This is a genomic window from Epilithonimonas bovis DSM 19482 (assembly GCF_900108115.1).
GTDB classification, from domain to species: Bacteria; Bacteroidota; Bacteroidia; order Flavobacteriales; family Weeksellaceae; genus Epilithonimonas; species Epilithonimonas bovis.
In genome coordinates, this window is record NZ_FTPU01000012.1 from 56,778 (window position 1) to 81,176 (window position 24,399).

A 24,399-nucleotide genomic window follows, 5' to 3' on the forward strand; every position below is an offset into this window, starting at 1 on the left:
TTTACGATCAAATGACGGAATGTATAATTAAAAAATTGATATAAAAATAATCGTTGTAAAGCTTTTTGAGAGCAAAATTGTTCTTAATTTTATAAGCATCAAATTTAAGTAAAAATTAATAAGATTTATTATGCAAAATCTGCAAGATGTAAGCGAAAATATTTTTGTTGACATCAAAAATATTTTATCAGAATTATCGGCTTGTGACACGCCTGAGCAATTCCTGGCGCAGGAAGATCTGATCAATAATATGTATCAGAGATTTTCTTATCTCAAAATTGCTAAGGAAAAAGGTCTGTTGCCAAGCGCCGAAATTAGCGCATATGATATTGACAACCAGGAAGTAAATATCAATTCTGATATTGTTGAAGTCCATCAATATGATGAGGCTGATAAGCTGGCTGAGATTATTGTTGAGGATACTGTGTCAGAAGATATTTTTGCCAATGTAAAAGAAGTAGAAGAGGTCAGCTCTTTCTCAGAAATTGATGAGCAGGAAGCAATACCCACTGTTGAAAATGAAGCTGTAACCCCAGATTCTCAAGATTTCTCTGACAATGATTCTGATCCTGATCAAATGGAAATTATCTCAGCAACGGAAACGGCACAAGATAATCCATTGGAACATGGCTCAGAAAAATTAGAGCCAATGCAGGACAGCCAATTTTCTTTTGCCATGGAGAAGGATGAGCCAGTGCATGAGGTTATCACAAAAGACTATGAAACCAGCATTGCAGAAAAAGAACAGAAACTGCGGGAACTGGAAGAAAACAGGAAAAAGGCGATGAGCCAGTCTGCTGAGCACTCAGAGGAAAAGCCTGCAAAAGAGGATAGCTCACTTTCAGAAACGGAAGATCAGCAGGAGAAAAAGTTCCGTCTGGCACATATCAAAGGGTTGAAGATTGCAAAATCTCTGTTTGATGATGAACTTTTTGACAGCGAAGAAAAACCTAAGGCTGAGCCTCAATCAGGAAGCCTGCTGAAGAACAACGTTCCTACGGATTATATGGAAGCGCCAAAACCAAGGCCTGAGTTCAAACTTGATCTTAATGACAGGATTGCATTTTCGCAATATCTTTTTGATGGTAGCCAAAGTGAGCTGAATGAAGTGGTGAACAGGTTAAACGCATTTACCTCAGTAGCTGATGCACAAGAATTTTTAAGTGACATCTATTATGCAAAAGATTGGAAGAAAGTGGATAATTATGCCCAGAGACTTTGGACTTTGGTAGAAAACAGGTTCTTGTAGATGAGTGGTATTCTGTATTTTGTTCCAACACCGGTTGGTAATTTGGAAGATATGACTTTCCGCGCCGTGAAGGTGCTGAAAGAAGTGGATTATATCTTATGTGAAGATACCCGAACTTCAGGAATCTTACTCAAACATTACGAGATTTCTAAACCTTTGCGCTCTTACCATTTGCATAATGAGCATCAGGCCACAGATAAAGTCGTTCAGGACCTGGAGAATGGGCAGAATATTGCCATAATCACCGATGCCGGAACGCCGGGCATTTCGGATCCGGGTTATTTGTTGGCGAAAGCCTGTGCAGATAAAAATCTGGAAATGATTTGTCTGCCTGGTGCAACAGCGTTTGTGCCGGCTTTGGTAGTTTCCGGATTACCTAACCACGATTTTTATTTTGCCGGATTTCTTCCTCAGAAAAAGGGAAGACAGACCAAACTTAAGCAATTGGCAGAGGAGAAAAAAACAATCATCCTTTACGAGAGTCCGCACAAGATCAACACCACGCTGGAGCAGATCAAAGAATTCTTTGGTGAGGAAACAAAGATTAGCCTAAGCCGCGAGATTTCCAAAAAATTTGAGGAAACCAAACGCGGGACTATCAGTGAGTTAATTGATTTTTCCAAAAGCAAAACTTTAAAAGGGGAGATTGTCTTGGTGGTGAATAATTCTTAATTTAATTTTAAATAAATATTATTATGGGAACAACATTTTTTAAAACTATCAAAAACACAGTTAAACATTGGTATTTACCTTTAATTGTAGGTATTTTACTCGTGATTATGGGATTGTACATGTTTAGCATTCCACAAGCCACTTACCTGTCTCTGGTACTGTTTTTCAGTGCGTCATTTTTGGTTTTTGGGATTATGGAACTTGTGTTTGCAATACAAAACAAGGATAATCTGGACAATTGGGGCTGGTATCTGGTAGGTGCTTTGCTGGATCTTTTTGTAGGGATTATATTATTTTTTCAGCCGCAGGTGGCATTTGTTGCTTTGCCCTATTTTGTTGGATTTTCATTAATGTTCCGTTCTGTACAGGGGATTGGTTTTGCCTTTGATCTCAAAAGCTATGGAGTTTTGCAGTGGGGGAATCTGGCGCTGATCAGTTTTATTGGCCTTATCGGGTCTGTTATTCTTATTCTTAATCCTGTTTTAGCCGGAATTTCTCTGGTTGTTATAACAGCTGTGGCATTTATTTTTTCAGGTATCTCTGCAATAATTCTTGCATTCAATCTCAAAAAACTGAAAAACTATCCAAACAAAATCAGCAAAGAGTTGAAAGACAAAATTGAATCACTTAAAAATGAATATCATAATGAACTTAATAAATAAAACTTTTTCATAGGCATATTTATATTTTTTTCTGAAGTCATGCACAATCGCCTCTTCATGGGTGATTGGTTTCCAAATCATGGCGATTTCTTATATTTGCCTTTTAAAGATTAATTTATCTAACATTTCAAATGGGATTATTACAAGGTAAAGTTGCCATCATTACAGGCGCAACAAGAGGTATCGGGAAAGGTATTGCAGAAGTTTTTGCCAAAGAAGGCGCAAAAATAGCATTCACCTACGCCGGTTCTGTAGACAAAGCAAAAGCATTAGAATCAGAATTAAGTAATATTACAGAAATCAAAGGCTATCAGTCCGATGCGTCGGATTATGATGCTGCCCAAAAGCTGGTAGAAGATGTATTGGCAGAGTTTGGGACGATTGATATTCTGGTAAACAATGCCGGGATTACCAGAGATAATCTGATGTTAAGAATGTCCAAAGACGATTGGGATACGATTATCAAAGTTAATTTGGATTCTGTTTTTAACCTGACCAAAGCGGTTATCAAGCCAATGATGAAGGCCAAATCGGGCTCAATTATCAATATGACTTCTGTCGTTGGGGTGAAAGGGAATGCCGGGCAGGCCAATTATGCGGCTTCTAAAGCTGGTGTTATTGGTTTTTCTAAGTCGATTGCATTAGAATTAGGATCCAGAAATATCCGTTGCAATGCCGTGGCACCAGGTTTTATAGAAACCGAAATGACGGCCGCCCTTGATGAGAAAACCGTACAGGGATGGAGAGATGGTATCCCGTTGAAACGGGGTGGACAGCCGGAAGACGTGGCTAATGCCTGCGTTTTCCTCGGTAGCGAAATGTCGTCGTACATCACCGGACAGGTTCTGAATGTTGACGGCGGAATGCTGACATAATAGAATTTAATATTCAGTGAAAAAAGACTTTTGATTTCAAAAGTCTTTTTTATTGACTTAATGCCAGGTAAATTATTTTTACTCAATATAAATAACCTCTCGTATAGGCTTTTTTCATCCTAAGCATAATCAGGAAAAGAAGAAATAGTGCTAATTTAGAGTTTCTATAAAATTTTGTAATGAAAGTAGCACTCTTTATCCCCTGTTATATAGATCTGATTTACCCCAAAGTCGGTATTGCCACACTTGAGCTTTTGGAGCGATTGGGCGTAGAGGTCACAGTACCTTTGCAGCAGACTTGTTGTGGACAGCCTATGGCCAATGAGGGCGATCAGAAACATTCTATAAGGACAGAAACTCAGTTTTGTGAAAATTTTAAGGATTTGAATTTTGATTATATCGTTGGGCCGGCAGGGAGTTGTGTCAAGCACGTCAAGCTCCATATGGATGCAATTCCTCAAACCGAAACTGTTACAGAAATCCGTCACAAAACCATAGAATTAGTAGAGTTTTTACACGATGTTCTCAAGATAGAAGAATTCCCTTGGGCAGATTTCCAGCATACGGTGGCTATCCATAATTCCTGCAGTTCTATCCGCGGCTTACACATTGCATCCCGTTTTGAGTGGCAGGAACCTTACTTTAATAAAACCGAAGATCTGTTAAAGAAGGTGTCAGGAGTTAAAGTAGAAACGATTGACAGGCCACAAGAATGCTGTGGCTTTGGTGGAACGTTTTGTGTAACCGATGAAGCGGTAAGTGCCAAGATGGGGCAGGACAAAGTTGCTGATTACACAAGGCATAAAGTAGAATATGTAGTTTCGCCGGATATGTCTTGCCTGATGCATCAGGAAGGCATTGCCAAAAGAGAAAAATCAGACCTCAAATTTGTACATATTGCTCAGGTTTTGAATAACGGACCATTCTAAAAATCACAAACAATGGGAAAAGTAAACGTAGAAGATAACGCCCGCAAGTTCATCAAGCAGGATGATGTTCACGAGGCTCAACACGACAAGAATCTTTATAATACAATTATCAAGCGTGGTAAAGTATCCTCTGAGATCCCGGAATGGGAAGAGCTTAGGAATCTGGCTTCACAAATTAAGGAACATGCGCTGACGCATCTGGATCACTACATAGACCAGTTTGCAACAAAAGCAGAGGAAAACGGTATTACAGTTCATTTTGCAAAAGATGCCGATGAACATAATGCTATTGTTTTTGATATTTTGAATTCTCACGGCGCAAAGCGCATCATCAAAAGCAAATCGATGCTGCAGGAAGAATGCGGGATGACACCTTTTCTTGAAGAAAGAGGAATTGATGTCCTGGAGACTGATCTGGGTGAGCGAATCCAGCAGCTATCGGACGAGCGCCCAAGTCATATTGTAATGCCTGCCATCCAAAAAACAACGGAAGATATTGCCAAACTATTTGCAGATAAAATTGGTACGGATCCCAACGATGATGATCCGCATTCTCTCGCAGAAGCAATGAGGAACAATGCCCGGCCCAAATTTTTGGTGGCAGATGCCGGGATGACAGGCGCTAATTTTGCCGTTGCCGAAACCGGTACTTTTGTAGTTTGTACTAATGAAGGTAATGCCGATCTTACCGCAAGCATTCCGCCGCTTCATATTGCCAGTATTGGTATAGAAAAGATCCTGCCGAAGGTAGAAGATCTGGGTGTTTTTATCAGACTACTTTCCCGCAGTGCTTTAGGGACGCCGGCAACGCAGTATACTTCTCATTTTTCAGGCCCAAGAGAAGGATCTGAGATGCACATTGTACTCACAGATAATGGTAGGAGCAAACGATTGTCTATGGACAAATTCTGGCATTCTCTCAAATGTATCCGTTGTGGTGCCTGTATGAATACCTGCCCGGTGTACAGAAGGAGTGGCGGATTGTCTTATGGTGCTACTTATTCCGGCCCGATTGGGATTATTCTGGATCCTACTTTTGATGAAGATACCTATTCAGAATTACCTTTCCATTCATCGCTTTGCGGCTCCTGTACAGAGATCTGCCCCGTTCATATTAATATTTCGGACCAGATTATCGAGTGGCGAAAAGTGATGATGGAGAAAAAGAAAACACCTTTTGGCAGAAGGCTGGCATTTGCTGCTGCTGACAGAATGCTGGGCAGTGCAACTGCTTTTAAAATGATGGAAAAGACCACTTACAATATGCTGAATATTCTCCCAAAATCTCTATTGGAAAACAGCACGTTGGATCCTTGGGTAGAAGACCGTGAATTGCCTGACGTGAAAAAAGAAACCTTCAGAGACTGGTACAAAAAAAACCGAAAAAACAATGACTAAAGAAGAATTACTGAGTTCGGTAAGAACCAATCTTGCTAACCGCGAAAAAGTGGATTATCCCGCCATCCCGGATTATAAAAAGCCAGGGACAGATCTTAAAGCTGTTTTTGAAATTAACGCCAAAATTGCTGCCGTCGATTTTTATGATGTCGCATCGGTAGAAGAAGCGCAGGAAATTATGCGAAAAAAGCTTCCTGATGCTAAGGTCACTTGCTCTGCAACGCCTGAATGGAGAGGGAATAAAGATATACACGTGCAAAAGCCCGCGGATCTTAATGATGTGGATTTGGGTATTTTCCGTGCAGAGTTTGGTGTGGCGGAGATGGGAATGGTCTGGGTCACCGAAAAATCTCTGGTTACCAATTCATTAGGTTATTTATCTCAACACCTCGCTGTTTTGCTGGATCCTGAAGATTTGACCGAAAATATGCATACCGCCTACAAAAGAGTAGATTTTCCACACTCACATTATGGCTGTTTTGTGATGGGGCCATCTGCAACAGCGGACATCAGCGCCGTTTTGGTACACGGTGCACAGGGCGCACGGACATTGACTTTGTTCTTTCTGAAAAAACCTGTGCCCTAAAATGACAATTAACGGAAAGCTTTACAGCAACATCCTTTTGGTTTTTGCTCTGGAATCAGAAGCCGGAAAAGAATTTGAGAGTTTTAATAAATTGTTTGTTGGTGTAGGAAAAATTAAAGCGACTTATCATCTTGTAAAAGCCATTCAAAAATCTAAGCCAGATCTCATAATCAATTTGGGAACAGCAGGAAGTACAGTTTTTGACAGAGGAAGTATTGTTAACTGTAACCGTTTTATCCAGCGGGATATGGATGTAAGAGCATTGGGTTTTAAGAAATTTGAGACGCCATTTTCTGATGAACCAATTCTTTTGGAATATGGAATTAAAACAAGCCATCTCCTGAACGGGATCTGCGGTTCCGGCGACCAATTCGAAATGGAACATAATAACCCCGAATACAACGTTATTGATATGGAAGCCTTTGCACTTGCGAAAGTCGCCGAGCAGGAACAAATCGATTTTCTGTGCCTCAAATATATCTCTGACGGTGCCGATGACAATGCTGCTGATGATTGGACTCAGGAAGTGAAAAAAGCGTCGAAGGCATTAAGTCAAGCATTGCAGGGTTTAACATAAAAACCAGCCAATTCGGCTGGTTTTTTATATCATTTTTAGAGGTCATAAGATATTTTCATATCACCAAATATTCTTTATTAAAAGGAATTCTGATCATTTTTAATTCTCGCAGATTATTCGGATTATGCAGATGCTGAAATTTAAATCTGTAAAATCTGCCTCATCAGCGAGAACATTATATTTTTCAATAGGTAATTAAATGATGACTTCTATATTTTATATCAAAGGCAATTCAAATATTATCCGTTAAAAACCTGATTCTCTTGTTCCTGAACTCGGATAAAAGTTGTTCGCTTAGAAAGTTCTTTCAACTTTGATGCACCAACATAAGTACAGGTAGAACGAACGCCGCCCAAAATATCTTTTACAGTTTCCGAAACAGGACCTTTGTAAGGAACTTTCACGGTTTTTCCTTCGGAAGCACGATATTCTGCAACACCACCGGAATGTTTATCCATTGCAGTTTGAGAGCTCATTCCGTAGAATAATCGGAAGGTTTTTCCGTTTTCTGTGATTAGTTCTCCGCCGCTTTCATCGTGTCCGGCAAACATTCCTCCCAACATTACGAAATCTGAGCCGCCGCCAAAAGCTTTGGCAACATCTCCAGGAACTTTGCAACCGCCGTCACCAATGATCTGTCCGCCAAGGCCGTGCGCTGCATCCGCACATTCTATAATCGCGGAAAGTTGAGGATAACCAACGCCGGTTTTCACACGGGTCGTACAAACCGAACCCGGCCCAATTCCCACTTTGATGATATCCGCACCCGCCAAAATCAATTCTTCTACCATTTCGCCCGTTACTACATTTCCTGCCATGATGATTTTATCCGGGAAATTTTGACGAGCTTTTTTCACAAACTCAACAAAATGTTCAGAATAACCATTTGCCACATCAATACATAAAAACTGAATCTTTGGATTGGCATCCAGAATCGTTTTGATTTTTTGTTCGTCAGCTTTTCCGGTTCCTGTGCTCAGTGCGATGTATTGGTAGAAGTCATCGCTTTTATCTTTCAGAAAATCAGTCCATTCCTGTACAGAATAGTGTTTATGAACAGCCGTAATGATTTTTTCTTTGTAAAGTGCTTCCGCCATTTCGAAAGTGCCGACAGTGTCCATATTGGCAGCAATCAGCGGAACGCCGCTCCATTTTTTCTTGGTATGAAGAAAAGTGAATTCTCTTTCTATTGTTACTTCTGAACGGGATTTGAGTGTTGAACGCTTCGGACGAAACATCACATCTTTAAAGCCTAATTTGATTTCGTTTTCTATTCGCATAGGTCAAAATTAGTATAAATTTTCCCAAAAAAGAATAGAATTTATATTGCTTTTTCAGGTAATCCAAAGTATTATTTTCAGGGGCTTTATCCGCCGCCTGTAGTTAGCCTGAGCTTGTCGAAGGGCTCCCGCTATGTAACACTGAGGCTCTCGAAGTGTCCGCTCAAATCTTACGGAGTGGTTCATTGATTCAAATTAAAAATAAAAAATAGGTTGAGATAAGTCGGACAGCACGCCATTCGATGTAAAAAAACCTTCACAGTTCAAAACTCTGGAAACGTCTCAATAATAAAATAAATCAATTAAGATTCTCTATTTTTGCCTTTGTGAAACATCTTGTCATTATAGGTCTCGTGATCCCGGAGCCAGCTTCTACAGCTGCGGGGCAAAGGATGATGCAACTCATTCAGCTTTTTACTGAAGCCGGTTATCAAATTAGTTTTCTGACGACTTCTAACAATATCGAATTTTCGGAAAAAATTGAGATCCATAAAATTGAGATTAACAACAATAGTTTTGACGAGAAAATCAAAAGCCTGAATCCCGACATAGTCCTTTTTGACCGCTATGTGACCGAAGAGCAGTTTGGTTGGCGCGTTTCTGAAAACTGTCCGCAGGCGCTCAAAATTTTGGATACAGAGGATCTGCATTTTCTGAGAGAGGCAAGGCGGAAGGCTTTTGTTGAGAAAAGGGAAGTCAGGGATTGGGACTTTATAAATGATATTTTCAAAAGAGAAATAGCTTCTATTCTGCGATGTGATCTGTCTCTGATCATTTCTGAATTTGAATATCGGCTTCTTACTGAAAAGTTTAAAATTAATTCTGACATCCTGTTTTATATTCCTTTTTTAACCGAAAAAACCGAAAAAAATAAAACGCCGTTTGAAGACAGGCAACATTTTGTAAGTTTAGGGAACTTCCTCCACGAACCGAATTGGCAAACCGTTCTCAAACTGAAATCCATCTGGAAAAATATTAGAAAAGATCTTCCTCAAGCTGAACTTCATATTTATGGTGCTTATGCTAGGGAGAAGGTTTTTCAGCTGCATAACGAGAAAGAAGGTTTTATCGTAAAGGGTAGGGCAGGATCGATTGAAAATATTTTTAATCAGTATAAAGTGTTGCTGGCTCCAATTCCTTTTGGTGCAGGCTTGAAGGGTAAACTTTGGGAAAGTATGAAGTTTGGTTTGCCCAATGTGACGAGTTCTGTAGGCGCAGAAGCCATGCACAAAGATCTACCCTGGAATGGCTTTATCGAGGATTCTGACGAGAAATTTATACAAAAATCGATTGAATTGTACCAAAACAAAACAGTTTGGAACTGGGCCAACGCGAATGCTTTTCGGATTTTAGAAGAAGTTTTTGATAAAAATAGTTACGTCATAGATTTTTGGGATAAGGTTTTGAAAATCGAAAATAATCTGGGAAACCATCGTACAGAAAATTTTATGGGGCAAATCCTGCAACACCATCAGCTCAACTCTGTAAAATATATGAGCCGATGGATTGAGGAAAAAAATAAAAGGGATATATTGGAATAAGCTGCCTGAAAAGACAGCTTATTTTAAAATCAGCCTAAAAATCATAAGAGTACGAAACCCCGACGTTTCTGCCAGGCATCATAATTCTCTGCATTTTATTAGCATATAATGTTCGGTTAAGATATTCGGTATAATTTCGGTTAAAAAGATTGTTGATATCCAGGCCAAAGTGTCCTCCACGAAATATTTTATAGCCGAAGTGCAAGTCAAAAAGAGAAAAATCTGGTGTTTCTGTTTCCGCAAAATTAGGATTTATCCGCTTTTGCCTCCCGGCAAATCGGTAATTGATGCTTGCGAAAAAATGTTCAGTTTCTGCTGCAAGTTTCCACCGCACATCCACAGGCGCGATTTCCGGTAATGGGTTTTTGTTCGCCATGTCTTCTGCATAAGTATAAGCTGCCGCCGCTTCGGAATGAAAAATATCAGAAATATGCCACTTAATCTGGCTTTCAAAACCTGTCCTGTAAGCTTTGCCAATGTTTTGAAACTGTCTTACTCCGGGCGATGACATCGATGTTGGTTTGATGTCGTTTCTCACCACCGCAGAAATGTAATTTTGCATCAAAGAATAGAATACATCCATCTGGAAATAGAATGCTGAAGCCAGTTGCATGGTATAGATGAGGTCTGCCTGATTATTAGTTTCCGGTTTCAGGAGAGGATTTCCTATATATTCGTAATTGTCATTTCCTACAGGAAACTTGTTGATAAAACGTTCCGTAAGCCCCGCACTTCGCTGAGCCCTTCCTAACCAAAACGAAATTTGTGAATGGCTGTCAATAATTTTTTCAAAACCTGCACTGATATTATGATTGAGTTGCTGCGCATTCATTTTACCATAAAGCTGGCTGAATAAAGCGGCTGTTTCAGATGCGTCAGAATTATTATAATCCATTCTGTAAGAGAGCTTTAATCTAGATTGTCTCAATGAATATTGATATTCGTTAAACCAGCCTAGTTGGAAAATCCCCGAATCCTGCCAACTTGTTCCGTCCCGCATCATTGGCATTGCCATAGCCATTGTAAGCGAGGTATTTTTTGCTCTTTCATTTTTGTAGTCAAGGCCTGTATAAAACTGATGTTTCCCGGACATCATCTTCAATTCGCTTCTCAGTCCGTAGGTTCCGGAAGAAACATCCGAAACCATAGAACCGTTCTCTGTCCCCATAGAATGATGTACCGCTGATGAATAGGCATTAAAGTTAAATTCCTTAAGCAAAGAATGATGAAACTCCGAATGATGCATCAGCTGAAACATCCAGGTTTTGTCATACAGCAATTTCATTGATAAAGCAGGGAAATCTGTATCCCTGCCCTGATTGGTATTGGCTTGCAGGCTTGTATAATGATCCTGGCTCCATCTGTAAATGGTTTTATAACCAAAGTTATAGCGTTTAAACATGGCCGGGACAGCATTTCCCGCGCCGTCTTTATAATCCTCACCTTTTTGATAGGCACCGGAGAATTGTGAAATGATGTTTTTCGATCTCAGGTTAAGCGTCGCTTCGTTACGGGAAATACTGCCATTACTTTCATAAGATGTTGACAGTCTTCCGCTAGCCTTAAAACCGTCCGAAAATTCCGGTTTGAAACTCACAAAGTTTGCCGTTGCCCCGATCGAAGAACCAAATCTGAAAAAGTAAGGACCTTTGTAAATCTCGACTTTTTCAATTTGGTTCATATTGATTTGGGAAACCGGAGCGTCCATCCGGCTTGGGCAGGCTTGTACCGCATTTTGTGCGCCATCTGCAATAATGTTCAGCTGCTCGTATTTGAAACCTCTGAAAACCGGATCAGAAGCATAGTTCCCAGATTTTCTAATACCGGAGAATTCTGTAGTTTCGGTTAAAAATTTCCCGGCATCATGATTAAGCCAGTCTGTGGATTGGGTATGGATTTGTGTTTTTTTTGCCGAAAAAGCGGTGTTTATAATAACACGTTCTATAGGATGGTAAATGGTGTCTTTTTGGGCGTAAAGTATAGTCGCTGCTCCCAAAAAGAGAAGTTGTGCAAGTTTAGCTCTCATAAAAATTTTAAAAAAGTTATTTAGGCCATGACCAGATAGTCAAAGCAGGTAAAATCAAAAAAATAGGATTGAGGAGCTAAACTTGCGGAGGATGTGGAAAAGACGCAGCAAAACCTGTTGTTGGTTCCAGACTGTAGCTTGAGAATATGGCGGTTAATTTTACTGAAAAGCATTGTGACGCATTGAAAACAAAATCACAGTCATTAATCAGGTAAATTTCAAAACCAAGACGGGCTTCATTAAGATCAGAATTTTGTTTTTCTCTTTCTTTGGCTGACTGGCATTTGCCATGGCAACTCAGTTCCGGTTTGTTCTTGTTGACGCAGTGTGACTCGTAAAAATGACGGTTCATCTGATAATCAAGAAAGATCAGCGACTTTTGAAAACCCGCTAAGAATACGAACACTGATAAAAAAATGATAATAACCTTCTTCAACCATGCAAAAGTAATGCTTTCTCCCTCGCTGTAAAACGTGAATTATATCATTAATTTGTTCTGCAAAAAGCAACGTTATTTGACCAGTGCCCAAATTCCTAAACCAATCCCGGCATAGGCCACAACCGTTATAATATCTGCTGTCCGCTGAGAGAATCTCCTTTCAGCAATCGTTTGTTGGTTGATTTGGTTCTTGTGAAATTTTAGCTGTCTTTTGGGATGGTGGATAACATGTGCCACCAACGTGTCGTTCTCCCATTTGTCAACCTGTATCTTATATGGCCTGCCTCCAACTTCGATTTTAAAATATTTATTAGCTTCCAGCTTTTCTTCGATTGTTGAAGGTGTTGGATTGGCATTGTTCTCTTTACTTTTACCTATTTTCGTTTTCTGCAGACTCTGCGCCTGAACCGCTGATAATTTGGCTCGAGAAACAGCCGTCATTTTTTCTTCTGCAGCATTAGCCGGCATAACCGGTGCTTCATTACTGCTTTGGGTTTTCACATCCTTCTTCTCTGCAATGGTTTTGTAAGTATAACAGTTCATTAGAGAAAATGATACAATAAAAAGGTAAAAATATTTTTTCATTAGCCAAATTTAAGAATTAAACGTATTATTTTTAATTTTCTTTGGTCGCATTCTAATTTTTGAAGGCTCTTAATACTTTATTGGTCTTGTAAAAAATTTAAAAACCAGGTCTTTTGGTTTTTATCAAACTTATATTCTCTGAATTAATTTTGTACTTTAGCGCTTCAAAAAAATTACGAGAATTGGCTAAGAAAGAGACTCCGTTAATGACGCAATATAACACCATCAAGGCAAAATATCCTGATGCGCTGTTGCTGTTCCGTGTGGGAGATTTCTACGAGACTTTTGGTCAGGATGCGATAAAAACTTCGCAGATCCTTGGGATTGTTCTCACCAAAAGAGCCAACGGCGAAGGCCATATCGAGTTAGCCGGATTTCCGCATCATTCTGTAGATTCTTACCTGCCAAAATTGGTAAGAGCAGGAATGCGGGTTGCCATCTGTGATCAGCTGGAAGACCCAAAATCGGTTAAAGGAATTGTAAAACGTGGTGTTACAGAATTGGTAACGCCCGGAGTAACGTTTAACGATCAGGTTTTATCATCTAAGAAGAATAATTTCCTGCTGTCACTGCATAAAGAAAAAGAAAAGTACGGTATGGCATTAGTTGATGTTTCTACCGGAGAATTTCTCGTGAGTGAAGGCAATCTTGAAAAATTACTTCACATTGTTCATACTTTTGATCCGAGTGAAATTATCTATCAGAGAACTTCAGAAATCCCGAACCAGCTCAGAAATAAAAATGTTTTTAAGTTGGAGGACTGGGCATTTCGCTATGCTTATGCTTATGAAAAACTGACTTCTCACTTCAAAACACAATCTTTGAAAGGTTTTGGGATTGAGGATTTTCAACTGGGGATTACCGCAGCCGGAGCTATTTTCGCCTACTTGGTAGAAGATACACATCATTCACTTTTACAGCATATTACAAAAATTCAGGTTATTCCGCAGGATGATTTTTTGATGATGGATAACTTCACGCTCAGGAATCTGGAAATTGTTTATTCTGCCAATCATCAGGGGAAATCCCTTCTTGATATCATCGATAAAACATCTACACCAATGGGCGGAAGATTGTTGAGAAGACGATTGATCCTACCTTTAAAAAATATTGGCGACATCAACAGAAGACTCAACCTGATTGAATTCCTGAACAAAGAAGAATTTCTGAAATTTGAGATCAAAGATCTGCTAAAAGGCATTTCGGATCTGGATCGTTTGATAGGGAAATTGGCTGCCGAAAAAATCTCACCGAAAGAATTAGGTTATCTCCGTCAAAGTATTATTAATATCAATGAGATCAGAAAAAAACTCCTGAAATTTCCGGATGTGCTGGCCTGGATTGATCCTTTTATTAATCTGGAGGAATTAATAGATTTTATCAACAATCATCTGAATGATGAGCTTCCCGTGAACATCAGCAAAGGGAATGTCATCAAAGAAGGAATCTCGGAAGAGCTCGACCATTTGAGAAACCTCCAAAGCAAAGGCCGTGGTTTCTTGGACGAAATGTGCCAGCGCGAAATCGAAAGAACAGGGATCACAAGTCTGAAAATTGATTTCAACGGAGTTTTCGGATATTATATCGAGGTCCGAAATACTCATAAAGACAAAGTTCCTGAAGATTGGATCAGAAAACAGACTTTGGTAAATGCCGAACGATACATTACCGAAGAACTGAAAGAATACGAAAATCAAATTCTTGGAGCTGAAGAAAAAATTGGAAAATTGGAATTAGAACTTTACAGGAATGTCTGTGAAAATGTTTTGATTTATATTGACCAGTTACAGGAAAATTCTAAACTGATCGGTGAATTGGATTGCGCTGTTGGTTTGTCAGATTTATCGGTTGAAGACAATTACACAAAACCTATTCTGAATGATTCTTTCTCAATAGACATCCAGGAAGGACGACATCCAATCATAGAAAAATCTTTACCGCTAGGCGAATCTTATATCCCGAATGATGTTTTTCTTGACAGGGATTCTCAACAGATCATTATGGTTACCGGACCGAATATGGCCGGTAAATCCGCCATCCTGAGACAAACAGCGATCATTTCTTTACTGGCGCAGATCGGGAGTTTTGTCCCTGCGAAACACGCAGAGATCGGGACATTGGACAAGATCTTCACAAGAGTTGGCGCAACGGATAATCTGTCGGCCGGCGAATCGACTTTTATGGTGGAAATGAATGAAGCGGCAAATATCCTTAATAATATCTCGGACAGAAGCTTGATTTTACTGGATGAGATCGGTCGTGGGACTTCCACTTACGACGGTGTTTCCATTGCCTGGGCTATTGCAGAATATCTTCATCAACATCCAACACAACCGAAAACCTTGTTCGCAACGCATTACCACGAGTTGAACGAGATGTCTGTGAACTTCGAGAGAATCAAGAATTTTCACGTTTCAATCCAGGAAGCAAAGGGCAATATTATCTTCCTCAGAAAATTGATTTCCGGCGGCAGTGAGCACAGCTTCGGTATCCACGTGGCGAAGCTGGCAGGGATGCCATCAAAAGTTGTCAATCGTGCCAATGAGATTCTGAAAACATTGGAGTCCAGCCGAACGACTCATGATTCAGGAGAAAAAATAAAAAGAGTCACCGAAGAGAATCTTCAGCTTTCGTTTTTCCAATTAGATGATCCTGTTTTGGAAAATATCCGTGAAGAACTGACCAAAATAGACATCAACACCCTTACGCCAATCGAGGCGCTTATGAAGCTGAATGCGATAAAAAAGATGATTGGTAAATAATCCTATCTTGAGATGGTATCCGCTGTGTTGTTTTGAGAGTTAGCTGCGGCCGAATCTACGCCATCATTTCTAATACTGTCTGCGCTGCGGCTTTTTTTGTCTTTATCAATTTTCCCTTTATCCGGGATACAACTTGTGGAAACAATGGATAACACGGCGATTAATAATAACTTTTTCATAATAATAGGATTTGGTTAAGATTATATTCTCAAAAATCAAACCGAAAAAGCTTCCCATTCAGTATGAAGATTTTAGTAAAATTTCTCTTATTAGTTTTTCCTTTTTTCATCAATGCACAACTTCAAACGGAAGTATCATTGGTAAAATATGAAGACTTGGAAAAACGCATCGCTCAGGAAAAAGATAAATTCTTAGTCGTTAATTTCTGGGCAACAACCTGTGTGCCGTGTGTGAAAGAATTGCCTCATTTCATCGAAATTAATAACAGATTTTCGAGAAATCCGGATTTCAAAATGCTGTTGGTGTCGCTTGATATGGCAAGAGACAAACAGAAAGTGATTAACTTTATCAAAAACAAAAACCTGACAGCAGAAGTTTTGATTTTGGATGATATAAAAAGGATGAATACGTGGATCCCGAGATTCCAGAAAGATTGGGAAGGGGGAAAACCGAGGTAATATTTACCTCGATTTTTTTGTTATGCTTTATAAAATCATGTTTTGAAAAAAACTTTAAAATTCAACTACAAAAATTTTCTGATCGCGATTCTGATTTTCCTGACAGAAGTTCTGATTGCCACAAAGCTCAAAAATATCTTTTTTGTAAGAGCTTATCTTGGCGATGTTTTGGTGGTTATGCTGCTTTACTTTTTTGTGCGCGCATTTATAAAAATAAATCCGATAAAATTAATTACCGGAATTTTTATATGGTCTTGTATGATAGAATGCCTGCAGTATTTCCATTTTGCAGAATTGTTGGGTTTTCAGGATAATCCTGTAATGATGACCATACTTGGCAATTCTTTTAGTTGGCTGGATATTGCCAGCTATGCTGCCGGGTGTGCCATTCTTATCTTTATGAGCAGATTAGATAGGGATAAAAACAACAGCAGCCACCGCAACTAATCCAATAATAACAGAGCCAAGGACATTAGGTTTTTTGATTTCCCTCACGTCAGACCTTTCAATTTCAATTTTTTCCCCGGCTTTTGTTTCCCCGTAGATTTTAGCAGAATCTACCTTCAGAACCTTCAAGTTTTGCACTTTGGCATCATTGGTTTGGACTGTATAAGTTTTGTAAAGTTCCAGCGTGTTGTCATACAATGGTTTTTCTGGTGTAACAACAGTTGTTTTGCAGGATACCAGCAGAAAAAATACCAGCAATGGCAACAATCGGAGACAGTTCTTAGAATATTTCATTATCGTCATAATTAAAGTTCAAATTTAGTCTAATTTTTTGATTAGAGTGAATTGAGGTGTTGTGAAATCAGCCACGCTTCACTCCAACAAGCCTGGAAGTTAAACCCTCCGGTAATAGCATCTATATCAAGAACTTCACCAGAAACGTAAAAGTTCGGTAATATTTTTGAAGACATATTTTTAAAATTAATTTCTTTAAGATCCACGCCTCCTGCGGTAACAAATTCGTCTTTAAAAGTTGATTTCCCACTTACGGTCAGTTTTTTCCTGCAAAGATTATCCAGAATCAGGCTTAGTTCTTTTCCCGAAAGATTGGCAATCTGTTTCTCAGGATTAATGTTGCTGACTTCCAGTATTTTATTCCAAAAACGATTGGTTATATCGAAGATTTTGGACTGCCCGATCGATTTTTTAGGATTTTGATTTTTGAAATTTTTAAGATCTTCTTCTGCATCAGAAAGCGGAACTGAGATAAAATTAACTTCGATCTCAAAGTTATACTTGATTTTGGCCAGATTTCGCGCTTCCCAGGCAGAGAGTTTGAGAACAGCCGGGCCGGAAAGCCCCCAATGTGTAATAAGAAGCGGGCCGGATTCTTCAGTTTTAAGATTTGGGATTCTGATTTCGGCATTTTCAAAACTCGTCCCGGGCAAATCTTTCAACAGGTCATCCTTGATGTTAAATGTAAATAATGAAGGAACAGGTTCTACAATCTTATGCCCAAGTTGTTGAATCAGTTTGAGGGATTTTGGTGAACTTCCTGTAGTGTATAGTATGATATCGGCTTTGTAACTATCTGATTTTGTTTTAATAAAGTAATAATTGTTTTCGTAGTGGATATCCTGTACATTACTCTGTGTTTTGATTGCGAATCCCTTTTTCTGAACTTCGCCCAGCAGGCAATTGATAATGCTTTGAGAAGAATCAGTTTCCGGGAAAATGCGGTTGTCTTTTTCTATTTTCAGGGGAACATCTCTGGATTCAAACCATTCCATCGTATCGCCAGGCTGGAATTTTGTGAAGACACTCAATAGTTCACGATGGCCTCGTGGGTAAAAGTTGACAAGTTCTTTGGGATCGAAACAGGCGTGTGAAACATTGCATCTGCCGCCTCCGGAGATTTTCACTTTCTGCAAAACGTCTGAATTTTGTTCCAGGATGGTTACATCAAACTTTTTTTCGTCCAGATTAGCAGCAGCAAAAAAACCAGCAGCGCCGCCGCCTACAATAATTATTTTCTTTTTTGGAGAATTCATTAATGCAAAATTACATTTTTAATATCCACCCCAAATGGTTATTTTTGAAGAATATTAAAATCAAAACAATGTCTGTATATTACCATAAATTTGAAGTTCGGTGGAGCGATATTGATGCCAACCGTCACCTCGGTAACTCTACTTATGTCGACTACTGCTCACAAACCAGAATGGCCTTTCTTAACAAAAACAAAATCGGGCTTACCCAGCTAAACCGTTGGGGCGTGGGTCCTGTGATGCTGCACGAGCGTTATTCCTTCTTTAAGGAGATCTATGCAGATCAAACTGTTTTTGTAGGATTAGAAGTTTCGGCTTTATCAGAAGATGGTTCTATCTATCAGTTTGTTCACAAATTTTATCTGCCGGATGGTACGCATTGTGCAACAGCAGAGGCTACAGGCGTATGGATTGATATGATGCTGAGAAAAACCACAGCTCCGCCAGAAGATATTATGGAGGTGATGAACTCGTTTAAATCAGAAAGCGTACAAACCATTTCTAAAGAATATCTCAAAACCTTGCCTTTCCGACCAGAGAATATTAATTCGGACATATTTAAATAAATGATTAATGATAATCGCATAAAGATTTTTTTCGTTTGTCATTAATCAATCATTATCAATCAATTATCATTAATTAAATTATGCTAGAAGATAAATCACAAGAACTGACACCCATTTCCAAGCTCGGAGAATTTGGATTAATCAAACATCTGACGGAGAATTTCCCCATTGTTCAGAGTTCTACAAAGCTTTCTATAGGTGATGATGCAGCAGTTATAGATGCTGAAAACCAAAAAGTTGTGGTCTCTACAGATATGCTGGCAGAAGGAATCCACTTCAATCTCGGATACGTTCCTCTGAAACATTTGGGTTACAAGGCGGTTGTTGTAAATCTGAGTGATATTGCTGCGATGAATGCTACGCCAACTCAGATTCTTGTTTCAGTGGCTGTTTCTAATCGTTTCCCGGTAGAAGCTCTGGAAGAGATTTATTCAGGAATTGCTTTGGCCTGCAACAGATACAAAGTTGACTTAGTTGGCGGAGACACAACCAGTTCCAACGCCGGATTGGTCATTAGCGTTACCGCGATTGGCCTGGCAGATGATGCAAAATTAGTTAAAAGAAGCGGCGCTAAACCTAATGATCTTTTGGTGGTGACTGGCGATCTTGGCGGTGCTTATTTAGGTCTGCAAATATTGGAAAGAGAACATTCTGTTTATCTTGCTAATCCCAATATGCAGCCGGAGATGGAAGGTTATGATTACATCCTGGAAAGACAGCTGAAACCAGAAGCAAGAACGGACATTAAGAAAAAACTTGAAGAGCTGGATGTTATACCAACTTCTATGATTGATATATCTGACGGCTTGGCTTCGGAAGTACTGCATCTTTCGGATCAGTCAAAAGTAGGGTTTAATATTTACGAAGAAAAAATCCCGATGGATGAGACTTCGATCTCGACTGCTGATGAATTGAATCTTAATCCTGCCATGGCGGCCCTTAACGGTGGCGAAGATTATGAGCTGCTGTTTACGGTTTCACCTTCGGATTTTGATAAAATTAAGAATCATCCGGACTTTACAATTATTGGACACGCCACAGAGGCTGCACAAGGTAATTTCCTCATTGCCAGAGGATCCAATCAGTTGATCCCATTGACGGCACAAGGCTGGGATGCTTTCCTTAATAAGGATTGACATTTGGAATAAAACTTGTAAAACACATTTTGATATAAAAAATTTAATCGATGAAAATTTTAAAAACCTCTGCACTGCTGATTGCTGCACTTGGTGTTACAGCTTGCGTTACCAATCCCATCACAGGGCGCTCATCTATCCAGTTTGCCAATAATTCTGAGATTGCGACCGCAGCAGCTGCTGAATACAAATCTACCTTAGCCAGTGCTAAAATAGTTACAGGAACAGATGCCAATCGGGTAAAAAATGTAGGCGCCAGAATCAAGAATGCGGCTTATGCCTACTATAAGAGTATTGGCCGTGAATCAGCGCTTTCCGGATATAATTGGGAGTTTAACCTCATCCAGGACAGCCAGCTGAATGCCTGGTGTATGCCAGGAGGTAAAGTAGCCTTCTACACGGGGATTTTACCGGTCTGTAAAGATGATAATGGCATAGCAGTCGTTATGGGGCATGAGGTTTCGCATGCGTTGGCAGGGCACGGTAATGAGCGGATTTCACAAGCAATGATTGCTCAGTATGGGGGCAGCCTTTTAGGCGGAGCGGTATCCAACAGCCAGTGGGCGGGCATTTTTGAAAGGTTGTATCCTGTTACTGCACAAGTCGGACTTTTGGCTTACGGCAGAAAACAGGAATCTGAGGCGGACGAAATGGGACTTTACCTGATGGCTATGGCTGGATATGATCCTCGCAATGCAATATCTTTCTGGCAAAGAATGGAAGCTGCTTCTACAGGCAGTAAAACTCCGGAATTTTTATCTACTCACCCCAACCCGCAAAACAGGATTGCAGACCTAAATGCCGATATGCCCAAAGCGCTACAGTATTATAAAGCAGCTGGCGGAAAATTGTAATATTCCGTAAATTAGAATTAAATTTAAAACTATAAAATCGCCTTGATTTTCGTCAGTAATGTGGATTTAGTAATTATGGCGATTTATATGAGTTAGGAAAAAAATAAATATCTAATATGAAAAGTTTAGTTGTAATCGGATTGATCTTATTGGGCCTTGGCGCACTATTGTTTTATCTCAATGATATGGCGATAGATCTTCGTGTAATATATGGTGCTTTATCCGGCATTGGGATTGGATTAATCATTGGTGGGCTCGTGGGCTACGTAAGCAAAGGAAATGCGGTGAAAGAAGCCAAAATTCGTCAGGATTATAAACAATTGCAAAAAGAAAAAGCTGAACTTGAGAAACAGAAAGCTGAAAATAATATAGCAGATAGCAGTACTAATTTCTAAAGATTTTTCACAAACTGTCCGGGCGTTGTCTTGGTATATTTTTTAAAAATCTTGTTGAAATAAGTTATATTATTAAAACCCGTGGCATAGCAGCTTTCTGCTATGCTTTTTTCTTGGGACAACAGGATGCAGGCTTTGTCTATACGGTAACGGTTCACAAATTCTACAAAGGTAATAGAGGTGGCCTTTTTAAAAAAATTACAAAATGCGGGCTTGGTAAGATTGGCTAATTCTGCAGCCTGCATGATGTCAAGCTCATTCTGGTAGCCATTTTCCACGTATGTAAAAACGGCTTCCAGCCTTGTACGGTTTCTGGAAACGATGGTGTAAGGCATTACCTCGGTGTTCATGAGTTCAAAATCGGTGGTTTTTGACAGCTCAAATAATATGTCCAATAGCAAAAGATACCGTTTGTAGCCTTCTGCTTGACTCAGGATTTCTAATTTGGGAATGATATCTTGCTTTACCTTAGATGAAAAAAGGACACCATATCTTGATATTTCCAGCAGTTTTCTGATAGCCGCAGTGTCGGATTCGTTTTCCGGGAGAGACAGGATCTCTTCTTTGAACTGGATAACAATCTCCTCGTGAGGATCTGTTGCATTAAGGCCGAAGCCAGAATGTGGAATGTTGGAACCAATTAAAGCTAATGCGCCATCTTCAAAATGGCTCTTGTGGTATCCAACATGCCGGGTGCCCTTACCGGTTTTTACACATACAATCTCGATCTCAGAATGATAATGGTATTGCCAGTTGAGCTCAGAGATCGGCACACCCTTGATATGGAGAACTTTAAAAGAGCTGTTGTCGTCCGGCTGGATATGTTCAAGAATAACTTTCATTCAGGTTAATATTAATTCAAAACAAAAATAAATAATTTACATTAATATCGTTATGTTTTTGATTTATTAAGTTGTATGACAGGTAACAGGCAGCATTTATCTTTGTAATACAAAAATGTTGTTCTCACGAAGATCGTTTTTGTAAATTTTTAAGGTCTATATATAAAGAATGCCAGAAAATAATTTTCCAGCATTCTTTTTTTATGGATTTAATCCTTTAGTTAAAATTATATCCAATACCCAGGATAAACATACTTGGTCTATTGTCATATCTGATTTCCTGCCCTGCCACAGATTTGAAAATTCTTGTATCCTTAGAAAAAGCACCTTCGTATCTTGCGTTTACAACAAATTTCGAAAGCGTTGCCTGTGCACCAAACTGGTAACCCACAGTAAATTCGTTTTTTGCGTCTTCTACAAATGTATTTTTATTTTTATTTGCGCTTAGGTTATAAGATGCTACGGGCCCCACAAAAGCAGCTAGTTTTCCTAATAAAAAATTGTGGCCTACCATTACAGGGATGTCTAATCTGTCACTTTTTGCCTCTACTTCTACACCTTCTATGGTATTCTTACTCTTGAAATTGGTGTAGTAAATTTCGGGCATTACAAACCAGCCTCCTATCGGCGATCCAATTTTAAAGGCCAAACCCGCATTGAATCCAGAAGTATTATCTCCTTTGCTGTCTATAGCGTTATTGAATGTTCCCTTTAATTCTTCCCAGCTTGCAGAAGATGTGTTGAAAAGCGCATTGGCTCTCAATCCTACCGTCACTTGCGAATAGGCCATTATTCCTAGGAATATAGCCAGTGTACTAATTAATTTTTTACTCAATTTCATTATTTTCGGGTTTATTATGTGTTAAACTTGTCTGGTCGTTCTCCAGCATAAACTCTCGCAGTTGCTTGAAGAGCTCTGATGAATAAACGAAATCTAATAGATTTTTATTTTTTGCAGTCGCCAATATATCTTTGTTACCTTCCCATTCCTTGACTCCTAATCGCAGGTAAAGAATCTTTTCCCCAATTGTCATTACAGAGTTCATATCGTGGGTGTTAATTATGGTGGTGGTGTTATACTCTTTGGTGATTTCCATGAGCAGGTCATCAATAACATTGGAGGTATAAGGGTCTAATCCAGAATTGGGCTCATCACAGAAAAGATATTTTGGATTATTAACGATAGCTCTCGCAATGGCAACCCTTTTCTGCATACCGCCGGAGATCTCTGACGGGAATTTTTTATTGGCATTCTGCAGATTGACGCGGCCTATAACTTCCAAAACTTTTCTTTTCTTCTCACGATAGGTAAGATTGGTAAACATATCCAGTGGGAAACTTATATTTTCTTCCACTGTCATAGAGTCGAACAGCGCGCTTCCCTGGAAGACCGTTCCAATCTCTGAACGCAAGGACTGTTTATCCTCTCGGGACATGGACATAATATCCCTTCCGTCAAACAAAATGCCGCCACTGGACGGTTCATAAACATTAAGAAGACACTTTAGGAAGACCGTTTTGCCAGAGCCGCTTTGCCCGATTATCAGGTTGACCTTGCCTGTCTCAAATGTTGTCGTAATCCCTTTGAGAACCTCAACGTTATCAAAACTTTTTCTTAAATCCTTTACCTCTATCATTAGCTTAATAACATTTGGGTTAATAATAAATCTACGATAATAACAGCGATCATGGTCCAAACAACGGCCTGTGTGCTTGCTCTTCCTACTTCCAGTGATCCACCTTTTACGTTATAACCAAAATAGGCAGGAATTGTTGCAATTAAAAAAGCAAAAACAGCAGTTTTGAGAAACGCATACCATATAAAGTACGAAGGCATGTACATTTGGATTCCGGTGATATAATCTGCCTTGGTCCAGTTACCTGTTGCCATACCTGCGATATAACCGCCCCAGATACCAACTACAATACTGATTGCAATTAATAAAGGATTAAAGATCACGCTGGCAATAATTTTTGGAAAAATCAAAAAATTTGGTGAATTAACTCCCATGATATCCAAGGCATCTATCTGTTCTGTAACCCGCATGGTTCCAATGCTGGATGCAATATAAGATCCCACTTTCCCTGCAAGGATTACAGAAATGATGGTGGGTGAAAACTCAAGGATCAAAACCACCTTGGTGGCATATCCAATAAAGCTGTTGGGAATAGGGAAGGAGGATGCGCTGAAGTTGTTATACATCTGAATGGCTACCACAGCACCCACAAAGAACGAAGTGAAAAGTACAAGCCCAAAAGAATTGACTCCCAAATCATAAAACTCTCTTACCAGTAGCTTGAGATAGACATTCCTTTTCTGCGGTTTGCTGAGCACCTTGCCCAAGAGCAAAAAATACTCACCAATGGCTGTAAATAGTTTCTTTAACATTCGG

Annotated in this window: 27 protein-coding genes; 16 read left to right on the forward strand and 11 right to left on the reverse strand. The window is 39.5% G+C overall.

Annotated features, from left to right (window positions below):
* The first annotated feature begins 130 nt into the window (after positions 1 to 130).
* The 8 genes from B0B05_RS06860 to B0B05_RS06895 all read left to right on the forward strand — a co-directional run bounded on the left by B0B05_RS06860 (position 131) and on the right by B0B05_RS06895 (position 6,948).
* Positions 131 to 1,249 carry a hypothetical protein gene (locus B0B05_RS06860; RefSeq protein WP_076782922.1) on the forward strand — a complete coding sequence of 373 codons (1,119 nt, stop codon included), beginning with the start codon at positions 131 to 133 and terminating at the stop codon, positions 1,247 to 1,249.
* Entirely contained in the window at positions 1,250 to 1,921 is a 672-nt protein-coding gene (gene rsmI, locus B0B05_RS06865; RefSeq protein ID WP_076782923.1) for a 16S rRNA (cytidine(1402)-2'-O)-methyltransferase, read from the forward strand.
* A gap of 23 nt (positions 1,922 to 1,944) precedes the next feature.
* Complete coding sequence (locus tag B0B05_RS06870; RefSeq protein WP_076782924.1) at positions 1,945 to 2,583, forward strand: HdeD family acid-resistance protein; 639 nt, start codon at positions 1,945 to 1,947, stop codon at positions 2,581 to 2,583.
* A gap of 131 nt (positions 2,584 to 2,714) precedes the next feature.
* Positions 2,715 to 3,458: a 3-oxoacyl-[acyl-carrier-protein] reductase gene (gene fabG / locus B0B05_RS06875; protein WP_076782925.1), complete on the forward strand. Its 744-nt coding sequence runs from the start codon at positions 2,715 to 2,717 to the stop codon at positions 3,456 to 3,458.
* Positions 3,459 to 3,637: 179 nt separating this feature from the next.
* Positions 3,638 to 4,387: a (Fe-S)-binding protein gene (locus B0B05_RS06880; protein ID WP_076782926.1), complete on the forward strand. Its 750-nt coding sequence runs from the start codon at positions 3,638 to 3,640 to the stop codon at positions 4,385 to 4,387.
* A gap of 12 nt (positions 4,388 to 4,399) precedes the next feature.
* A complete protein-coding gene (locus B0B05_RS06885; protein ID WP_076782927.1) occupies positions 4,400 to 5,785 on the forward strand; it encodes a lactate utilization protein B in 1,386 nt (461 codons plus the stop codon).
* Positions 5,778 to 6,371: a LutC/YkgG family protein gene (locus B0B05_RS06890; RefSeq protein ID WP_063969749.1), complete on the forward strand. Its 594-nt coding sequence runs from the start codon at positions 5,778 to 5,780 to the stop codon at positions 6,369 to 6,371. The genes B0B05_RS06885 and B0B05_RS06890 overlap by 8 nt, the downstream gene beginning before the upstream one ends.
* A gap of 1 nt (position 6,372) precedes the next feature.
* On the forward strand, positions 6,373 to 6,948 hold the full coding sequence (locus B0B05_RS06895) for a 5'-methylthioadenosine/S-adenosylhomocysteine nucleosidase family protein (RefSeq protein WP_076782928.1): 576 nt from the start codon (positions 6,373 to 6,375) through the stop codon (positions 6,946 to 6,948).
* Between the two features lie 239 nt (positions 6,949 to 7,187).
* On the opposite strand, the gene B0B05_RS06900 is transcribed toward B0B05_RS06895, so the two are convergent.
* Positions 7,188 to 8,228: a GMP reductase gene (locus tag B0B05_RS06900; protein ID WP_076782929.1), complete on the reverse strand. Its 1,041-nt coding sequence runs from the start codon at positions 8,226 to 8,228 to the stop codon at positions 7,188 to 7,190.
* Between the two features lie 326 nt (positions 8,229 to 8,554).
* Between B0B05_RS06900 and B0B05_RS06905 the strand changes: the two genes are divergently transcribed.
* Positions 8,555 to 9,769 (forward strand): glycosyltransferase, encoded by a 1,215-nt coding sequence (locus tag B0B05_RS06905; RefSeq protein WP_076782930.1) that lies wholly within the window; start codon positions 8,555 to 8,557, stop codon positions 9,767 to 9,769.
* Positions 9,770 to 9,803: 34 nt separating this feature from the next.
* Here B0B05_RS06905 and B0B05_RS06910 read toward each other — a convergent pair whose 3' ends face one another.
* The 3 genes from B0B05_RS06910 to B0B05_RS06920 form a co-directional block, all read right to left on the reverse strand.
* Entirely contained in the window at positions 9,804 to 11,795 is a 1,992-nt protein-coding gene (locus B0B05_RS06910) for a TonB-dependent receptor (protein ID WP_076782931.1), read from the reverse strand.
* A gap of 76 nt (positions 11,796 to 11,871) precedes the next feature.
* A complete protein-coding gene (locus tag B0B05_RS06915; RefSeq protein WP_143745964.1) occupies positions 11,872 to 12,201 on the reverse strand; it encodes a hypothetical protein in 330 nt (109 codons plus the stop codon).
* 105 nt (positions 12,202 to 12,306) lie between these two features.
* Positions 12,307 to 12,819 carry a hypothetical protein gene (locus tag B0B05_RS06920; RefSeq protein ID WP_076782933.1) on the reverse strand — a complete coding sequence of 171 codons (513 nt, stop codon included), beginning with the start codon at positions 12,817 to 12,819 and terminating at the stop codon, positions 12,307 to 12,309.
* A 206-nt stretch (positions 12,820 to 13,025) separates the two neighbouring features.
* Between B0B05_RS06920 and mutS the strand changes: the two genes are divergently transcribed.
* Positions 13,026 to 15,581 carry a DNA mismatch repair protein MutS gene (gene mutS, locus B0B05_RS06925; protein ID WP_076782934.1) on the forward strand — a complete coding sequence of 852 codons (2,556 nt, stop codon included), beginning with the start codon at positions 13,026 to 13,028 and terminating at the stop codon, positions 15,579 to 15,581.
* A 2-nt stretch (positions 15,582 to 15,583) separates the two neighbouring features.
* Here the strand turns inward: mutS and B0B05_RS16565 are convergent, their stop codons facing one another.
* Positions 15,584 to 15,760: a hypothetical protein gene (locus B0B05_RS16565; protein ID WP_159435844.1), complete on the reverse strand. Its 177-nt coding sequence runs from the start codon at positions 15,758 to 15,760 to the stop codon at positions 15,584 to 15,586.
* Between the two features lie 63 nt (positions 15,761 to 15,823).
* Between B0B05_RS16565 and B0B05_RS06930 the strand changes: the two genes are divergently transcribed.
* Both B0B05_RS06930 and B0B05_RS06935 read left to right on the forward strand, forming a co-directional pair.
* Positions 15,824 to 16,219, forward strand: coding sequence for a TlpA disulfide reductase family protein (locus B0B05_RS06930; RefSeq protein ID WP_076782935.1), 396 nt, complete (start codon positions 15,824 to 15,826; stop codon positions 16,217 to 16,219).
* Positions 16,220 to 16,261: 42 nt separating this feature from the next.
* Positions 16,262 to 16,666 carry a ribosomal maturation YjgA family protein gene (locus B0B05_RS06935; protein WP_076782936.1) on the forward strand — a complete coding sequence of 135 codons (405 nt, stop codon included), beginning with the start codon at positions 16,262 to 16,264 and terminating at the stop codon, positions 16,664 to 16,666.
* On the opposite strand, the gene B0B05_RS06940 is transcribed toward B0B05_RS06935, so the two are convergent.
* Positions 16,628 to 16,960 carry a bacteriophage spanin2 family protein gene (locus B0B05_RS06940; protein ID WP_076782937.1) on the reverse strand — a complete coding sequence of 111 codons (333 nt, stop codon included), beginning with the start codon at positions 16,958 to 16,960 and terminating at the stop codon, positions 16,628 to 16,630. The genes B0B05_RS06935 and B0B05_RS06940 overlap by 39 nt on opposite strands.
* 41 nt (positions 16,961 to 17,001) lie before the next feature.
* Entirely contained in the window at positions 17,002 to 18,216 is a 1,215-nt protein-coding gene (locus tag B0B05_RS06945) for a BaiN/RdsA family NAD(P)/FAD-dependent oxidoreductase (RefSeq protein WP_076782938.1), read from the reverse strand.
* 68 nt (positions 18,217 to 18,284) lie between these two features.
* Here B0B05_RS06945 and B0B05_RS06950 point away from each other — a divergent pair, with 68 nt between their 5' ends.
* The 4 genes from B0B05_RS06950 to B0B05_RS06965 all read left to right on the forward strand — a co-directional run bounded on the left by B0B05_RS06950 (position 18,285) and on the right by B0B05_RS06965 (position 21,164).
* The gene (locus tag B0B05_RS06950; protein ID WP_076782961.1) at positions 18,285 to 18,779 is read left to right on the forward strand and encodes an acyl-CoA thioesterase; all 495 of its coding nucleotides are present in this window, start codon (positions 18,285 to 18,287) and stop codon (positions 18,777 to 18,779) included.
* An 80-nt stretch (positions 18,780 to 18,859) separates the two neighbouring features.
* Positions 18,860 to 19,915: a thiamine-phosphate kinase gene (gene thiL, locus B0B05_RS06955; RefSeq protein WP_076782939.1), complete on the forward strand. Its 1,056-nt coding sequence runs from the start codon at positions 18,860 to 18,862 to the stop codon at positions 19,913 to 19,915.
* 50 nt (positions 19,916 to 19,965) lie between these two features.
* Positions 19,966 to 20,769 (forward strand): M48 family metallopeptidase, encoded by an 804-nt coding sequence (locus B0B05_RS06960; protein ID WP_076782940.1) that lies wholly within the window; start codon positions 19,966 to 19,968, stop codon positions 20,767 to 20,769.
* A 116-nt stretch (positions 20,770 to 20,885) separates the two neighbouring features.
* Positions 20,886 to 21,164 carry a hypothetical protein gene (locus B0B05_RS06965; RefSeq protein ID WP_076782941.1) on the forward strand — a complete coding sequence of 93 codons (279 nt, stop codon included), beginning with the start codon at positions 20,886 to 20,888 and terminating at the stop codon, positions 21,162 to 21,164.
* On the opposite strand, the gene B0B05_RS06970 is transcribed toward B0B05_RS06965, so the two are convergent.
* From B0B05_RS06970 to B0B05_RS06985, 4 genes are all read right to left on the reverse strand, one after another.
* Positions 21,161 to 22,006 (reverse strand): AraC family transcriptional regulator, encoded by an 846-nt coding sequence (locus tag B0B05_RS06970; protein ID WP_076782942.1) that lies wholly within the window; start codon positions 22,004 to 22,006, stop codon positions 21,161 to 21,163. The two genes, B0B05_RS06965 and B0B05_RS06970, sit on opposite strands and share 4 nt — an antisense overlap.
* Positions 22,007 to 22,223: 217 nt before the next feature.
* Entirely contained in the window at positions 22,224 to 22,847 is a 624-nt protein-coding gene (locus tag B0B05_RS06975) for an outer membrane beta-barrel protein (RefSeq protein WP_076782943.1), read from the reverse strand.
* A complete protein-coding gene (locus B0B05_RS06980) occupies positions 22,834 to 23,643 on the reverse strand; it encodes an ABC transporter ATP-binding protein (protein ID WP_076782944.1) in 810 nt (269 codons plus the stop codon). The genes B0B05_RS06975 and B0B05_RS06980 overlap by 14 nt, the downstream gene beginning before the upstream one ends.
* Entirely contained in the window at positions 23,643 to 24,395 is a 753-nt protein-coding gene (locus B0B05_RS06985) for an MlaE family ABC transporter permease (protein ID WP_076782945.1), read from the reverse strand. Before B0B05_RS06985 ends, B0B05_RS06980 begins: the two co-directional genes overlap by 1 nt.
* Positions 24,396 to 24,399 lie beyond the last annotated feature (4 nt).

Coding starts and splice junctions, on each gene's coding strand:
- B0B05_RS06885 (WP_076782927.1), top strand. CDS start 4,400: ATGGGAAAAGTAAACGTAGAAGATAACGCCCGCAAGTTCATCAAGCAG.
- B0B05_RS06860 (WP_076782922.1), top strand. CDS start 131: ATGCAAAATCTGCAAGATGTAAGCGAAAATATTTTTGTTGACATCAAA.
- fabG (WP_076782925.1), top strand. CDS start 2,715: ATGGGATTATTACAAGGTAAAGTTGCCATCATTACAGGCGCAACAAGA.
- B0B05_RS06930 (WP_076782935.1), top strand. CDS start 15,824: ATGAAGATTTTAGTAAAATTTCTCTTATTAGTTTTTCCTTTTTTCATC.
- mutS (WP_076782934.1), top strand. CDS start 13,026: ATGACGCAATATAACACCATCAAGGCAAAATATCCTGATGCGCTGTTG.
- B0B05_RS06895 (WP_076782928.1), top strand. CDS start 6,373: ATGACAATTAACGGAAAGCTTTACAGCAACATCCTTTTGGTTTTTGCT.
- B0B05_RS06975 (WP_076782943.1), bottom strand. CDS start 22,847: ATGAAATTGAGTAAAAAATTAATTAGTACACTGGCTATATTCCTAGGA.
- thiL (WP_076782939.1), top strand. CDS start 18,860: ATGCTAGAAGATAAATCACAAGAACTGACACCCATTTCCAAGCTCGGA.
- B0B05_RS06960 (WP_076782940.1), top strand. CDS start 19,966: ATGAAAATTTTAAAAACCTCTGCACTGCTGATTGCTGCACTTGGTGTT.
- B0B05_RS06965 (WP_076782941.1), top strand. CDS start 20,886: ATGAAAAGTTTAGTTGTAATCGGATTGATCTTATTGGGCCTTGGCGCA.
- B0B05_RS06940 (WP_076782937.1), bottom strand. CDS start 16,960: ATGAAATATTCTAAGAACTGTCTCCGATTGTTGCCATTGCTGGTATTT.
- B0B05_RS06945 (WP_076782938.1), bottom strand. CDS start 18,216: ATGAATTCTCCAAAAAAGAAAATAATTATTGTAGGCGGCGGCGCTGCT.
- B0B05_RS06980 (WP_076782944.1), bottom strand. CDS start 23,643: ATGATAGAGGTAAAGGATTTAAGAAAAAGTTTTGATAACGTTGAGGTT.
- B0B05_RS06910 (WP_076782931.1), bottom strand. CDS start 11,795: ATGAGAGCTAAACTTGCACAACTTCTCTTTTTGGGAGCAGCGACTATA.
- B0B05_RS06870 (WP_076782924.1), top strand. CDS start 1,945: ATGGGAACAACATTTTTTAAAACTATCAAAAACACAGTTAAACATTGG.
- B0B05_RS06920 (WP_076782933.1), bottom strand. CDS start 12,819: ATGAAAAAATATTTTTACCTTTTTATTGTATCATTTTCTCTAATGAAC.
- B0B05_RS06880 (WP_076782926.1), top strand. CDS start 3,638: ATGAAAGTAGCACTCTTTATCCCCTGTTATATAGATCTGATTTACCCC.
- B0B05_RS06970 (WP_076782942.1), bottom strand. CDS start 22,006: ATGAAAGTTATTCTTGAACATATCCAGCCGGACGACAACAGCTCTTTT.
- B0B05_RS06900 (WP_076782929.1), bottom strand. CDS start 8,228: ATGCGAATAGAAAACGAAATCAAATTAGGCTTTAAAGATGTGATGTTT.
- B0B05_RS06890 (WP_063969749.1), top strand. CDS start 5,778: ATGACTAAAGAAGAATTACTGAGTTCGGTAAGAACCAATCTTGCTAAC.
- B0B05_RS06950 (WP_076782961.1), top strand. CDS start 18,285: ATGTCTGTATATTACCATAAATTTGAAGTTCGGTGGAGCGATATTGAT.
- rsmI (WP_076782923.1), top strand. CDS start 1,250: ATGAGTGGTATTCTGTATTTTGTTCCAACACCGGTTGGTAATTTGGAA.
- B0B05_RS06985 (WP_076782945.1), bottom strand. CDS start 24,395: ATGTTAAAGAAACTATTTACAGCCATTGGTGAGTATTTTTTGCTCTTG.
- B0B05_RS16565 (WP_159435844.1), bottom strand. CDS start 15,760: ATGAAAAAGTTATTATTAATCGCCGTGTTATCCATTGTTTCCACAAGT.